Below are 16,002 nucleotides of genomic sequence, written 5' to 3'. Positions count from 1 at the left end.
CTGCGAATGCTTCGACAAACTAACGAATTTTACTGGGGGTTCGGAACTGACCGATGTTTCCGCCCTGTCCATTGGGGCTGCCAACCAGTACCCATTCGCCAGCACTGAGGAATCGCCCTTGAATCCGGTTATTGTTGGTATCGCCGACCACCAGGAATGAGCCACCGGCAAAATTTCCAGTACTGAAAGCACTGACCGTCACTCCTTCAGCATCCCGAACCTGGCCCAAAGATGAACCGACGGTCGCCAGAATGAGACCTGCTCCTGGTTGGCCACCCGTAAATTGCAATATTCTTGAGTTTCCGGTATCAGCCACATACAGATTACCCGCATTATCAACAGCAACTCCCTGCGGGAACCGAACCTGATTGGCGCCGGTCCCGGCGGTTGCCAGTGGCGTCGCACTTCCTGACCCAGGAACAGTGTGGGCATTGACCAGTTTCAAAATACGACTGTTGGCCACATCGGTAATGAAGAGCGTAAACGCGGCATCAACGGCCAGCCCTCCCGGCAGTTTGACCTGTCCGGCGCTTGAACCGGAGACAGCCACTTCAATACCAAGCCCAGGCACGCCGCCGTTAAACCGAAGCACCCGGTTGTTTAAGGTATCCGCCACATACAGGTTTCCTTGAGCATCGAGCGCCAGCCCCTGGGGACCTTTCACCTGATTGCGCTTAATTCCGTTTGATGCAAACAGGCTCCAGGTGACTCCGCCATCGGTTGACCATTGAATTCGGTTGTTTCCAGTATCAGCCACATAAATTCGGGTACCTGAGACGTTGGCCACAACCGCTTCCGGTCGTCTGAAGTGTCCAACGACGGCGCTTCCACCACCGCCACCGACCATGCTCCAGGTTTGCCCATCAAATTTTTGAATTCGATTGTTGGTCGTGTCGGCAACATAGAGCACCGCCAGTTCACTGCACGATGGACTGATGGTAAGTGTCACCGAGTCGGTGGTTGCACCACACGGACCGGCTGGATCATTGGTCGTTAAGGTCAAGATGACCGTTCCCGCCTGGATTTCAGCCGCTGTCAGCGTGTAGGTTGCATTCAGCGTGGTATTGTTTGGAACAAACGTCCCACCGCCGCCGCTCCAGGTGCCGGAAGTGGCACTCCCACCAAGCGTTCCAGCCAGCGTCACCGTGCTATTGCTGGCACAGACGGCCTGATCGGGGCCGGCATTCACAGCCGCCGCCGGGTTGATGGTGATGGTTACTGTGTCGGAGGCAATTCCGCAGGGTCCGGCTGGATCATTGGTTGTCAGTGTCAAAGTTACCGTACCAGCGGTAATTTCCGCAGCCGATGGGGTATAGGTCGCATTGAGCACGCCAAAATTCGGAGTATAGGTACCGCTTCCACCACTCCAGGTGGCTGATCCGGCACTACCACCAATTGCACCAGCCAGCGAGACAGTGCTCCCCCCGCAAATTGTTTGATCCGGTCCGGCATTGACCGTAGCCGCCGGGGTAATGGTAATGGTCACGGTATCGGACACCGCGCCACAAGGTCCAGCAGGATCATTGGTGGTCAGTGTCAATACCACGCTACCGGCGGCGATCTCACCTGCTGATGGGGTATAGGTGGCGCCAGGTGTATTTGGATTTGGGTTAAACGTGCCGGTGCCTCCGGTCCAGGTCACCGTTGTGGCGCCACCGCCAAATGAACCTCCGAGTGAAATGGTTGGGTTGGTGGCACACACTGTTTGATCAGGTCCAGCATTGACTGACGGTCCTGGATTGATCGTGATGGTGACCGTGTCTGAAACGGCTCCACAGGTGCCGGCTGGATCATTGGTGGTCAAAGTCAAAGTCACGCTTCCAGCCGAAATTTCACCGGCGGACGGTGTGTACACGGCTGTCAAGGAACTGGCATTTGGCGTAAACGTTCCGCCGCCGCCAGTCCAGGTCGCGGAGGTGGCACTTCCGCCAAATGAACCATTGAGGGGAATGGTGTTTCCAGAACAAACTGTCTGGTCGGGACCGGCATTGACCGTCGCCGCTGGACTGATGGTGATGGTTACCGTGTCGGAGACCGCCCCGCACGGTCCAGTTGGATCGTTGGTCGTCAGGGTCAACGTCACGCTGCCGGCTGAGATTTCACCGGCTGATGGTGTGTACACCGCATTGAGCGCACTGGCATCTGGACTAAAGGTTCCCGCGCCGCCGCTCCAGGTGGCCGAAGTTGCGCCATTTCCAATACTTCCAGCCAGGGTCACGGCTGGACTCGAAGCGCATTTCGTCTGATCTGGTCCAGCATTCACGGAAACTCCTGGAGTGATCGTCAGAAGTACCGTGTCTGAAACGGTTCCGCACGGACCAGTCGGATCATTGGTCGTCAAGGTCAAAGTGACACCGCCGGCGGTAATTTCAGCCGGTGACGGCGTGTAGGTCGCATTTAAAGCACTGGCATTGGGTGAGAAAGTCCCAGTACCGCCGCTCCAGGTGGCTGAACTTGCAGCACCGCCAAAACTCCCGGCCAATGTAAACGAGCCACCAGCACAGGTACTTTGATCTGACCCGGCATTGACCGTGGCACCAGCATTGATTGTGATGACCACCGTATCAGTCACCACACCACAGGGTCCGGTTGGATCGTTCGTGGTCAGTGTCAACGTCACCGACCCGGCTGAAATTTCACCAGCAGATGGCGTGTAAACGGCATTCAGAGCACTGGCATTTGGGGTAAACGTGCCGGCTCCGCCGCTCCAGGTGCCAGATGCGGCACTTCCGCCAACGCTTCCAGCCAGGGTCACAGTTTGGTTGGAACAGATGGTTTGATCGGATCCAGCATTGGCCGTCGCCGCTGGTGAAATCGTGATCGTGATGGTGTCGGTTGCGGCCCCACAGGGACCAGTTGGATCATTGGTCGTCAGCGTCAATGTCACTGACCCGGCTGAGATTTCACCTGCCGATGGCGTGTAAACCGCATTGACTGTGCTGGCATTCGGGTTGAACGTCCCGCCGCCGCCTGTCCAGGTGGCTGACGTCGCCAGCCCGCCAAAACTTCCAGCCAGCGTTACTGAAGGACTTGAAGCACATACCGTCTGGTCTGGCCCGGCATTGACCGTGGCGCCAGCATTGATGGTGATGACCACCGTGTCAGTCGCCACACCGCAGGGTCCAGTTGGATCGTTCGTGGTCAGCGTCAAGGTCACGCTACCAGCCGAAATTTCACCCGCCGACGGGGTGTAAACGGCATTCAGAGCATTGGGATTTGGCGTAAATGTACCAGCACCACCGCTCCAGGTGCCGGATGCGGCACTTCCACCAACACTTCCAGCCAGGGTCACGGTTTGGTTGGAACAAATGGTTTGATCGGGTCCAGCATTGGCCGTGGCCGCTGGTGAAATGGTAATGATTACGGTGTCGGTTGCCGTGCCACAAGGTCCGGCTGGGTCATTGGTCGTCAGCGTCAAGGTGACACTTCCGGCTGAGATTTCACCCGCAGTTGGAGTGTAGACGGCATTCAAAGTCGTGGCATTGGGAGTGAATGTTCCCGCGCCACCGCTCCAGGTGCCAGATGCGGCACCGCCTCCAACACTGCCTGCCAAAGTCACGCTTTGATTGGAACAAATCGTCTGGTCCGGCCCAGCGTTGGCCGTCGCCAGTGGATCAACGGTGAGCAATGCGGGTTGGCTGGTGGCATCCGGCTGGACGCCATTGCTCACCACGACGCGATAATTCCCTGCCTGGGCAGCCGTTGCGCCAGTGATTGTCAAGGTGTCGGTATTCGTTCCACTGTACGGCGGCGCCGCCGTCACATTGGTATACACGCCATTGATTGGAAGGGTGTCAACCTGCCATTGATAGGCAAGCGGGGCGCTCCCATTCGCAGTTACTGAAAAGGTGGTAGATCCACCTGAGCAAATCGTCGAGGGGCTTGGATTGTTAACCGAAGGTGGCGTTCCACCAACCGAAAGCATTCCACGCCATAAACCCGAACCAAAGGTCGTTACCCAAATCTCATTTGAATTAAACGGGTTAAAGAAAACACGCTCCGGTTGGCGGAAGGGAAAACTTGTGACCAGCGTAAAAGTTGGAGACCCCGAATTCAAATTATTGGTATACCACAAACCATCCTGCTCGGTGGTCACATACATTACATTCGGGTTGGTTGGGCTAATCGTGCATGAAGTCACCCGGTCCAGGTTCAGGATTCGCGTCCAGTTCTGCCCTCGATTGGTGGTTTTATACAGACCACCGGTTCCCTGGGGTGCAGGCAATCCAGGAGCAACTGTTCCATACCCACTCCAAACACCAGCGTACCAGGTATTTTGATTCGCATCGTTTGGATCAATCACTACGTCCTTGGTCCAGTAGATCATGCTCTGATCGGTTCGATCCAGCCACGAACTCCCACCATTGGTGCTGACAAACACACCCGAACTGTTCTGAAATTGGAGCGGGCTTCCGGCACGACGGCCAGAGTAGGAACACACCAGAGTACCATCGTTCAAAACACGAATGTTGAACGGGTGTCCCTGGGTTCGTGGGGGATTGGTTAATTTCGTCCAGGTGGCTGACGTTCCATTCTGAATATTGTTGGAAACAAAGATTCCACCCTGAGTGCTATGAATCACGCTCGCATACAGCCGATTGGTGTTGTTGGGATCTGCCGCCACGCAAATCACAGGATGCCCAGCCGCATAGGCCACCTGCCAGGCAGCACCCTGGTTCGTTGAGAACAATACCTGTCCGTTGCCGCCATCAATCCGACTGTCGGTCAGGTATGTGCTCTGGTACATATCGTGGACCGTCGAAGTCGCCCCGTACAAAACACCGGTTGAAGGGTGACGGATGACTTCATACATTGAATTAAAGGTGTGACCGGTGTACCCAAACGACCAGGTATTTCCGCTGTCGGTGCTCCGTTTCCCACGAATATCAGTAAAAGCCGCAAACAAATTGTTGGTGTCGGACCAGGTCAACCACCAGGTCGAAGTCTGTTCCATGCCAACACTTAAATATGATTTTCCTTTTGGAATTGGTGTATTGATTTCATTCTGCGTGGATGGGTCAACATAGGCTTGTTTCCAGGTTGCACCACCATCGCTGCTCAGGTGCGGATGCCCAAAATCTGTAATAATCAGCCGATTTGGGTCAGACCCGGAAACGGCAAATCCAAGGGCATACTCGCCAAAGCTCCAGCCACGGTCGCCCTGGTATCCGGCCCAACCAGTATACACATTCTGGTTATTGGCCGTGAGCAGGACACTCGTCCAGGAGGTGCCGCCATTGGTGGTTTTATACACGGTCGGGGCCGGATCACCATTGGCATTGGCATCGCTGGCACCGCCGAGATAGGCCACTGAAATGTTGTTTTGGGCCATCCCGACAAAATACGGATAGGTACCGGCGGCAATCCCGGTGGTTGAAAGAGTCCAGTTCGGTTGCCCAACATCCAGACGGTATACTCCTAAATAATCGGTCTGAATATCAATCGGCGTGACCGAGGCATAAATATCGCCAGCCGGGTACGTCACACAAAACAAACGGGTCGTGGCTCCCTGTTTCGCCCCGGCAAACGATGACATGGCCTGTCCAGCAGGGATGCCTCCGACACTGGCCAGGGCAAAATTGGCGCCGTTATCGGTTGACGTCACAAGTCCAGCGTTTGTCCCCAGATAGATATTCGTTCCTTCAAAAAAAGCACCAGCCAGATGGCAGCCGGCACCACCCACGTTGGTGGAAAATTTTGGCGTAAATGAGGCACCACCATTGGTTGAGAGATACACGGTTGTATAATCAGTCACAATCAGACGATTGAAATTGTTTGGATCGCCCGCAATGTAATACACATCGCCATCCGTTGGGTCGTCCGTCAAATCCTGCCACGTCACACCGCCATCTGTTGTTTTCCGAGGCGTTCGCAAATCATTCGAAAAATCCAGGCAGTACCGAACCATTGGGTCATTGGTAAATTGAACCTGTGATTCGTGAAACGATTGTATTTGATTGAAGTCAACCACCGACCACGATCCTCCAAAGTTGGTCGTCCGATACAGGGCGCTCAAGTCGCTGGCGGCATATACTTCACTTGAATTATTCGGATTGATGCTTGGTGAAAATAAGGCGCCACCGCCGCCCGCTCCCCGTGACGTCCACTGGGATGGCGGCTGCTGGGCAGAAACCGAAAAAGAAGTGATGACAAGAATGAATAGATTCAAACTAACAATGGCTGCGGCAAAGATCGCACGGCTTAGGCAGTGCAATGTCCAATTGTGATACATCCTGGCGACTCCTGGCTGATGAAAGGTATGTGAGGAGACCTTCAAAATCACGCCCCCCTGGAAAGAACCAGAGTTGAGGTTTTATCAATCTGTGATCGGGGTAGAAAAAACTGACGAAGTCCCGCTTATCAGTAGTCACACGGTTTGGGAGGCTTCGTCAGTGGGCGAAGATGAGTGGTTCGCCCAAAAATTGCATCCACGGTTCTTTCTCTAATGGGGTGCGGTGTGCGGGAATCCCAATGAGTACCTGAGGAGGGGGTAACTGGACAACTACCTAAACAGGTAGGGTACTAGAAAATCCAGTTCTTTGCCGGAAATTGAAAGGAATTCGATTCTGGGCCCTCAATGAAGCGAATGAAGAGTTGAAAAAATGAGCGGATTTGAGCCCAGGAACTGGACGCAGGCACGTAGCCCAGGGTGCAACTCTGGGTTTACAAGCCGCCGCCTGCTTCGCAGAGTAGAATCAAAACTTCGTTGTAAGTACCTTACCGAAAATTTCCAGACATTTTGAACCACGAAACACACGAAATACACAAAAAGAATCAAATACTTACCAAATCCAATATCTCAGGAAATTTATGACAAGGTACTTAGTAAGTACCTTACCGAAAATTTCCAGACATTTTAACCACGAAAAACACGAAAAACACGAAAAGAATCAAATACTTACCAAACTCAATATCTCAGAAAACTTATGACGAGGTACTTATGACGAACCTGTCAACTAATTCAATCAAATGAATTTAGCGAACTACTGACGACTGTCTACTGACGACAAACTGGTCTTACTTCTCAAATCAACCGACTACGCAAGGCTTTGGAGACCGCTTCGGATTTGGAATGAACCTGCAGTTTTCGATAGATGTTGCGCAGGTGAAACGAAATCGTGTTGACGCTAATGTTCATTTCGACGGCGGCGGTCTTGTAATTGTGACCATCCACGAAGAGCTTTAATAACTGGGTTTCCTGCTGGGTCAGGTGGCACGCTTCGCGGTCGGCAGGAGGCCGAAATTGCCGGAATAAATAAATGACTCGCGAGGCAATTTCCGGCGAGATCGGAGCGCCGCCGGAAGTGACATCCCGGAGGGCCTCAAGCAATTTGGCGGGTGGTGTTTTCTTCAGGAGATACCCGTTGGCACCGGCACAGAGCGCATCAAAGATCTTGTCGTCTTCATCAAACACGGTCAGGGCAATCAACTGGACGTCCGGGAACCGCTCTTTCATGACCCGAATCCCTTCGATTCCAGACATTCCGGGCAAGCCCAAATCCACCAAAATTGCATCCGGAATACTTGACGGCAGCTCACTCAAAGCTTGCTCCATTGAACTAAAAACCCCAGTCAGTTCAAATCCAAGCGCGCTCTCCAAAAAAAGCTGGAGTCCCTCACGCAGGTCACGCAGGTCCTCAATTATGGCCACTCGGATTGGTTTGTTTTCAGTCGGCTGTTGGTGATCGGAAAATGTTTGCTCAACCATTTGCGTACCTTTCCAGGTTCATTCTTGGGTAAAAGTTGCGCGGTTAATCGAACAGTGGTGCCCTGGTTCGGGCTGGTTTCAATGACCAGGTCACCTCCCAGGCTTTCAGCTCGCCGACGCATATTGGTTAGTCCGTTCCCGTCACGAGCCAGTGGTGGCTCAAACCCTTTGCCGTTGTCGGTTATTTGCAGCACAATCTGACTGTTTTGTACCCAGAATTCAATTTGAACTTCGGTACATTGCGCGTGGCGGACAATATTATTCAGACATTCCTTAAATATCAGATAGATTTGACGCCGAGTATCGGGGGGCATTTTTTTGTCAGCGCCGGTTTCAGCGGCTTCCAATCGAAACCGAATGTCTGAAGCGGAGAGAAGCTCACCGGCAAGCTGGCGCATCCGGCGGACCAGATCCTTGCGCCGGTCTTTTTGTGGATTGATCGCCCACACGATATCACTCATCGTGTTGACGGCTTCGATTGAATTCCGGGCCATGCGCGACAACAAATCGTCCACCTGCTCGCCCATTCCGCCGGCTTTTTGCCGAATGACCTCACTCAAAATGGCCACCTGCGACAAATGGGCGCCAACCTCGTCATGCAGGTCAGCCGCGATGCGCATTCGTAGCCGTTCGCGTTCCAGCACCTGTGCCAGCCGGTACGAATGAACACTATAGGCCACCACGGCTGGAATGAACGCCAGGAGCAAGAAAAACCACCACCGCTGCCAGAATGGCGGCTGAATCACAAACTGAATGACAGCCGGGTTTGAACTGATTTGGCTGCTGGCACTGACCGCTCGAACTTCAAAGCGATAGGAACCAGGTGAAAGATTGGCCAGGGTAACGGACCGCTGGCGGGTGGGAGGGCTCCAATCATCATCAGTTCCCTCCAACCGGTATTGGAACAAACCGTCGTCACCAACGGCAAACGATAGCCCTGAAAACTCAATTTGGACATTATTTTGATTGGGATCCAAATTCAGGCTCCTGACTTCCGTTTCCCCAAATTCAAGCAAGGATTTGGGTTTCCCACTGATTTTCAAGCCGGTAATACTGACCTTGGCCACGGCTGGCACACGATTGGAGGGCGGACGATACCGGGAAAGCCCGGTTCGGGTGGCAAACCAGATGGCCCCGTCGCGATCACATAGAGAATCTTCAATTTCGCTGCCATTTAATCCATCCGCGATTGTGTAATGACTGATCCGGTTGGTGGTTGGGTCGAGCCGGTCAACCCCACGTGCGGTCCCTAAATAAATATCTCCGCGAAGATCAGCCGAAATTGATCGAACAATGTCACTGGTTAATCCGTGGCGGGTCGTGTAGCGAACAGCGACGGGACGCACATGCTCTGGATGATCAATCCGGGCCGCACCTTCGGCAGTGGAACCAATCCACAACCGACCTGATTCATCGAGATGTAACGACTTGATTTCATATCCGGGCATGCCATCATTTCGGGTAAAGTGTTCAAATCGCCCCTGGCGATACCGCATCAACCCAACCTCGCGAAACCCAATCCACACGTTTCCGACCTGGTCCTGACACACGGCACTTGGGGTGCTGTAGGGCGGCACGCCTTCCGTTTCTGAAAAAATATGAAGCTTTTCCGTAGCTCGTTCCCACCGGGCCAGTGGTTGTTGGCCAGCCATCAAAATCCAAATATTCCCCTCACGATCCTCGACCAGTTTGAGTGAATGAAACAGTGCCAGCCCATCGTCGGTTGAACACACCTTTGTCGGCTGGGTCATCGCCAGAGATTCCGTCGAAGCCACTTTGGGAAAGCGGTACAGGGCTTCATTTGTGGCGGCCCACCAAACCCCGGTGCGGTCTAGTAAAAATGTCCGATATCTGGTTTTCCCATCTTTGTTTTCAGATGACGGAACCAACGGTCTAACGGTAGTAAACTGTTGTCCGGTAAAGACTTGAAGTATTCCACCCGCAATCCCAACCACTCGCCCGGCTGAATCAAGTGTAATCGTTCGAATTTCGGGATCTTCCAGCCCATCTTCTTTGGAAAATCCGGTAAACCCATCGTGGGCAATCCGAAAAGCACCGCTGGTTTCTGTCCCAAGCCAGAGGTTTTGGGCAGAATCCTCAGTCATGGTCAAGATGAGTTGATTTGTGATGGGTGCCGCGCCGGCACAATGTTGGAGTTGCCCATTGCAAAAGGTGGCGGCACCAGTTCTCGTACCAACCCAAATGGTGCCATCTGATGCCTGAAAAAGTGATCTGACAACGGCGTCAGGTAAGCCATGGTCACGCGTAAACGTCAGCCCGCCGGGCTGAGTAGGCGGAAGAATCTGATTGGGCAATGGACCAGTTTGAGCGGGGGATTCAATGTGTTTGATTGAAAGTTTTGAGTCGCCAGGTACGGAGGAAGGTTCAACTGGAGGAACAAAGACCGACACCCCACGGTTTGATCCGGCCCAGATTCGCCCTTCCCGGTCTCTGAGAACTGACCAGACAACTGACTCAGTGGCTGGCGCTGGTAACCGGTAAACGATGATGTGCCCATCCGGGAAAAGGCGGGTGAGCCCGTGCGATGTTCCAATCCAAAGGCTCCCGTCAGTATCTTCAACGATTGCCCAAATTTGGAGAAAGGCTCCGGATGGAATATCTGGCCGCAAGTCAACCAGATGAAACGACCGGGTTGATGGAGTTTCAACCAGGACAAACAATCCTTTGTCGGAACCAGCCCAAATTCGTCCATCTTTACTTTGAAACAGCACATTCACCCGGTTTGATGGTGCCTCTTCTCCGACGGGAATACTGATAAAGAGTTGTCGGGTCAACGGTTGGGATCGAGTGACGCCGGAACCAAAGACAAATTCTGATTTTATGGTTGGATCAAACCGACCCACCCCACCACCATTGGTGGCCACCCAATATATTCCGTCCTCAGTTTCAATAAGGTCATTCATTGATTGGTGTGGCAATCCCTGGTCGGTGCCATAGGTCGTGAAGGAATACCCATCAAACCGACTGAGCCCATCGGCGGTGCAAAACCACAGATACCCTCGGGAATCACGAACAATTCTTTTGACCCGGTCCTGGGCCAGTCCATTGGTCGTGGTAAATGTTGTAATCGGAAGTTGTTCTGCCTGAACAAGGAATGGCCAGCTCATGCCGAGCATAAGGGCGACGCCCAATCGGATGAACCAGGGCAAAAGTACCTTTGATCGCTGAGTTGAGAAAGATTCGAGACAAAACGCCATAGTCCTTCTTTGAACCAGCCGGTGCGTCTTTCATGGGGGTGTTTTGGAAAGTTGTCTGTGAGGACAAACTCCCAATACGTCGCTGAAAACAAAGTATGTTCACTTGAAAACAGGCACCTTGAGTTCATATCAAGGAATGATGTCAAAAGAAAAGAGTTTTCTTTCAGATTTGTGAGGAATGAGGATAAAATGATGTTTCTGTTTCACTCACATTCATTTGCGGATTTCCGAGGAACAAATGGGGTTGATCTGGACTCTAATCCCCGAGGATCCGTTGGAAGTTGATACCCACTGATTCCAGAGTTTTCCTTTCCCGGTTTGATGATGTCATTCCAGGATTCTGGTTTCAATTTCCTCAAACTGGAAGGATTTGACGATGGCACATTTTCAAATCAAAGCTGAAAACTATCCGACCCGCTGTGAAATCTGTCATCAGGCAGACCAGTTTGACCCGGCGACGAACGTCTGTCAGCGGTGTCAGCTCGCCCAGACAGTTCCTCAGACGGCAATAGTTCCAACCCAACAACACTTCGCACTCTCGAAAAAAGCAAAAATTTGGCTTGGGATCGCTGGGATTTTTCTGGCGGATACCATGTGTACCATCTGTTACCCACTTCGGATGGGTATACTGGTCAATGTGCTCTCTCTCTTTACAGGCCGTCATCCGTCTTCGAGTCTTGAGTTTTATCAGGGCCGGATGTGCGGCATGGCGGGACTCGCCTCAGTTGCAGGCGTAGCTATCTTTTATCTGATTCCCGCCTTTTTCATTTGCTGTTTTCTGGTGGTGGTGGTACTCGAAGTCAATGGCGGAAAAACCCCAGCCTGGGTTCAACCACCGTCCCATTTATCTCATTTGAAATCTTCACAGTACCCGCAAATTGATTCAGGCCAGGTACTTAAACCAATTTTTAAACAATTGTCGTTTGGATTTATCCTCAATATTCTGCTCTTTGTGGTTTTGATTGTGCCTCAGTATTCACTTGCCCAAACAGTGCGGTATGACTACGGGTCTCTGACCAGGTTGTTTTTGAAGCTTGGGGTCAATGTTGATCAGCCCGATGACCATCGCTGGACAGCCTTGATGTATGCCATTGCTGACGGAAACGCTGCCATGGTTGATGAACTCATTTCTCGCGGAGCGAATGTCAACGCCACCAATCACCTGGGGCAAACTCCGCTGATGTGTGCCGCATGGGCCGGTAAACCCGATCTGGTGAAGCGGCTCCTGGTGCACGGTGCCCGGGTGAACGTCCAGGACCATCAGGGAAAATCTGCTTTAATGATTGCCCTCAATACCCGGTCCGTTGACCAGATCTTAGACAGATTGGATGGGTCTGATTCTTTTGATCATCTTTATGCTTTGTATCCAAATGAGTTTGAGCAGAGAGAGACACTTGAGCCGCTCCTTGATTGTCCGGAATCCCGGCTGGATCTCATTGATTTTCAAGGCTCAACCCTCACCAGTTATGCGGTACGGACTGGTAGTCTTGAGCTTGTTCAACGAGTACTCTCCAAACTTCCCAGCCAGCTTGATCAACCGGATAAGGCCGGAACCACGCCGCTCATGCTTGCCTGTAAAAATAAACTTCCCAAACTGGTTGAGTATTTATTGAGTCAGGGAGCATCACCGCTTCGCACAGACCAATCTGGTCAGACAGCCCTGTTTTATGCAGCGCATGTCCAGTTTTACAACCCACACGCATCAGTTCAGTTCATTGACAAACTGATCGAACAGGGCGCTGAAATCAATGTCCGGGACAATCATGGGAAAACACCGCTGATGGAAGCACTCGATCAAGGAAACCAGGAGATGGTCCACACATTGCTGGCTCACAACCCGGATATTGACATTCGAGATGCCAGCGGACTTCGGGCACTCGAACACTTCACCTTGCGCACAGCCCGATTCCCAGGCAAAGCGTACCGAGAGCTGTACGAGAAACTTTCTCCGGTTGAAAACAACTGATGCCAGTTTGTAGTCAGTTGTCAGTAGTTCACTAATTCCAGTCTTTTCAGTTACTTGACCGTTTACTGATCCAAAAGCTTCATTCTAAAATGGTTTACCAACTCAAACCTTTAAGGGGTCACGATGCCGAATTTTCAGATCAAAGCTGAAAAACAACCAACCCGGTGTGAGATTTGTCATCAGGCAGACCAGTTTGACCCAAAAACCAATCAATGTCACCGCTGTCTGGAATCCAGGGTTCAAATATCACGATCTAATCAAGTTATTAACTTGCTCAATCAAAGAATCTCAGCACCTTTATCAATTTTATTGATGGTTCTTGGGTTCATTTGTACTGATGCCTTGTTTCATTTGGCTTTTCCGTATCGGTCTGGGGTGTTGGCTAACTTCATTTGTAATTGCTTTGGATGGCAATTTGTTCAGATTGAAGTGTTTGCCAGACCAGCAGGTGAATATACCTGGCCAGATAATTTGGTGATTCTGGTATATGGCATACCAGGTCTGTTGTCATGTTCTTTCCTTTTCTCCTTTCTCCTGCTCCCATTCATAGATCCACAACTCAGCCAGATGTATTGCTCCCCCACGTACCGATTCCGGCTTCAAAATCTAACTTTTTGGAAAGATTGCTTTTGGTATTGGATAGGGCACTGCCTGCGAATCACCTTAGGAATATTTCTCAACATCGGGATGTTTGTGAATTTTGTACTTCCAACCTACACGTTGGCGGAAACCATCCGCCATGACTATACAGTCTTCACCACGACGTTTCTGAGATTTAGAACCCCAATTGATGAGCCAGATATCCACGGCTGGACCGGGCTGATGTATGCCACATTGGAGGGAAACACCGAGTTAGCAAGCAACTTGTTGAGTCAAGGAGCAAATGTCAATCATCGGGGGAATGGAGGGCAAACCCCGCTTATGTGCGCAGCGGCTATGGGGTATTCCGACCTGGTAGAATTACTTATCAACCATGGTGCTCGAATCAATTTCCGTGATTGTGATGGAAAGTCGGCATTGATATTCGCCCTTGAAGATGATTCCTGTGAGTTTGGTCATTTAAGCCTGTGGAAAGCTCACCACGATACTGATCAAAATTATGTAAGGCGACGAAAGAATCAAACCACTCAGGTTTTACTGAAGCACCTGCCGGTGGTAAATCCCTCTCTGGTTGGGGAAAAAGACTATCACCACAAAACGCTCTTGATGTATGCGGTTGAAGGCCAAAACCCAAATTTTGTTTTCTGGCTTTTAGCGAATGGCGCCAATGTCAATGCCCAGGACGATTCTGGCCAGACTCCCTTGATGTTTGCTCTCTCAAATAAGCATGAGTTTGCCTATATCTACTTTGAAAAGCTGGTGGATCGGGGAGCAGATATTCAATTGAAAGATTCAAATGGAGCCTCGGCCCTTGTCTATGCGATTCAAAATCAGCAATTTGAGGCAACACAACAACTCATTCTATGGGGCACTGATCTCAATCTTCAATTAGCTTCTGACTTTGATTTGATCGGGTTGATACATGCCCGTTTTCCTCGTGAACAGGCCGTTGAACTGGCTTCGCTCATCAGCAAAAAACAACATCAGGCTCAAACCATCCAACATTCTAAGTACAAGTCCCCATAAAAGGGGGACTTGTACTAAGTTTATTTTGTTGAATCACCTGGCTGTCTTCTAATATGAGAATTCAATTGCAAATTGGTATAAGAGTTGAAGCAGTTTTGGGTTTTCAACTCAGGAACTGGGTGCCGGCTCGTAGCCCAGGATGAGTCTTCGAGCCCTGGGAACCGGTCGCTCCCCACCCTTTCCCCGCCCAGCCAGCCGCCGCCGTAGGTGGTGGCTGGCCGGGCGGGGGCAATCTGGAACTGATCCGCATCCGGTGGTGGCGCGTCCAAAGCGATGCTGACCACCGGCTCATCTGGCTCTATCCCAACGGGGATGAGGACCAACAACCACCACTTCAACCCTTAACTGGCATTACTGACTATTGACTACTGACCTGCACCAATTCTTCATTCCAAACTCACACCATGCCCTTCGAACCAGACCAGATTGCCTCTTTCCGCCGCCAGTTGCTCGACTGGTATGACCAGACGAAACGTGATTTACCCTGGCGCCAGACGTCAGATCCCTACCTGATCTGGGTCTCGGAAATTATGCTCCAGCAAACCCAGGTGAGCCGGGTGGTTGAGTATTTCACCCGATTCACCGAACATTTTCCGATGGTTGAAGCGCTGGCAACGGCTGAAATTGATGACGTTCTCAAGCAATGGGAAGGGCTGGGATATTACAGTCGGGCCCGGTCACTGCATCAAGCCGCTCAAAAAGTGGTTACCGACCACGGCGGGAAATTGCCTGCTACTTATGGCGGATTGCTTAAACTACCAGGGTTTGGTCCCTACACGGCAGCGGCGGTGGCGTCAATTGCTTTTGGTGAAGCGGTGGCTGCCGTTGATGGAAATGTAAATCGCGTCATCGCACGATTGACCAATTTTCACGAATCAATCAAATCTGCGAAAGCACTGGCGCACATTCGACAGGACGCCGGTCAACTCCTTGATCTTGAGCAACCTGGGGATTTTAATCAGGCTCTGATGGAGCTTGGCGCGACGGCCTGCCGCCCAGGAGTTCCGCTGTGTCTGGTGTGCCCGGTTGCAGCCCATTGTGCGGCACGCAAAGCTGGAACGGCGGCTCAACTCCCAATCCGACCAGCAGCAGTCGTGCGACCAGCTGTCCAGGCGGCTTGCGGGATTGTAGTTCATCAAGGGAACCGGCTCATGATTCATCGTGACCAGCAACGCCTGCTCGGAGGACTCTGGGAATTTCCCGGTGGACGCTGCCGGCCAGATGAAGCACCCGAAAGTGCCTGCCGGCGACATTTCCAGGAAAAACTTGGACTTGAGATTTCAGTTGGAAACCACCTTGTGAGCGTCAACCATACGTTTACCCATTTTCAGGTCACGCTCCATGCCTTTTACTGTCAGATTAACCTGGGTGAACTTTCAGTTTCCAACTGTCAGTGGGTTCCCCTGGGTAAAGCTTCGTCACTGGCCTTAACCCGAACGGCCCGGAAAATCCTGGAATTTCTCGAAAAACAGAGTTGACAGTTC

7 protein-coding genes are annotated in these 16,002 nt (G+C 51.8%); 3 read left to right on the top strand and 4 right to left on the bottom strand.

Features of this window, described 5'->3' with window-relative positions; all coding sequences use genetic code 11:
* Nucleotides 1-19: 19 nt before the first annotated feature.
* From HY774_21000 to HY774_20990, 3 genes are all read right to left on the bottom strand, one after another.
* Nucleotides 20-6,232, bottom strand: coding sequence for a hypothetical protein (locus HY774_21000; protein ID MBI4750966.1), 6,213 nt, complete (start codon nucleotides 6,230-6,232; stop codon nucleotides 20-22).
* 792 nt (nucleotides 6,233-7,024) lie between these two features.
* Nucleotides 7,025-7,651, bottom strand: a complete 627-nt coding sequence (locus tag HY774_20995; GenBank protein ID MBI4750965.1) for a response regulator transcription factor — start codon at nucleotides 7,649-7,651, stop codon at nucleotides 7,025-7,027.
* The gene (locus HY774_20990; GenBank protein MBI4750964.1) at nucleotides 7,642-10,926 is read right to left on the bottom strand and encodes an ATP-binding protein; all 3,285 of its coding nucleotides are present in this window, start codon (nucleotides 10,924-10,926) and stop codon (nucleotides 7,642-7,644) included. Before HY774_20990 ends, HY774_20995 begins: the two co-directional genes overlap by 10 nt.
* A gap of 376 nt (nucleotides 10,927-11,302) precedes the next feature.
* Here HY774_20990 and HY774_20985 point away from each other — a divergent pair, with 376 nt between their 5' ends.
* Together HY774_20985 and HY774_20980 are read left to right on the top strand one after the other, a co-directional pair.
* Nucleotides 11,303-12,892: an ankyrin repeat domain-containing protein gene (locus HY774_20985; protein MBI4750963.1), complete on the top strand. Its 1,590-nt coding sequence runs from the start codon at nucleotides 11,303-11,305 to the stop codon at nucleotides 12,890-12,892.
* Between the two features lie 693 nt (nucleotides 12,893-13,585).
* A complete protein-coding gene (locus HY774_20980; protein MBI4750962.1) occupies nucleotides 13,586-14,518 on the top strand; it encodes an ankyrin repeat domain-containing protein in 933 nt (310 codons plus the stop codon).
* Nucleotides 14,519-14,621: 103 nt separating this feature from the next.
* Here HY774_20980 and HY774_20975 read toward each other — a convergent pair whose 3' ends face one another.
* Nucleotides 14,622-14,810, bottom strand: a complete 189-nt coding sequence (locus HY774_20975; protein MBI4750961.1) for a hypothetical protein — start codon at nucleotides 14,808-14,810, stop codon at nucleotides 14,622-14,624.
* A 112-nt stretch (nucleotides 14,811-14,922) separates the two neighbouring features.
* Here HY774_20975 and mutY point away from each other — a divergent pair, with 112 nt between their 5' ends.
* On the top strand, nucleotides 14,923-15,996 hold the full coding sequence (gene mutY, locus HY774_20970) for an A/G-specific adenine glycosylase (protein MBI4750960.1): 1,074 nt from the start codon (nucleotides 14,923-14,925) through the stop codon (nucleotides 15,994-15,996).
* Nucleotides 15,997-16,002 lie beyond the last annotated feature (6 nt).

The sequence above is a fragment of the Acidobacteriota bacterium genome, from assembly GCA_016208495.1.
Classification (GTDB): Bacteria; Acidobacteriota; Blastocatellia; order Chloracidobacteriales; family Chloracidobacteriaceae; genus JACQXX01.
Note: the sequence above shows the minus strand (reverse complement) of the source record. Positions and strands in the feature narration are given on the sequence as shown.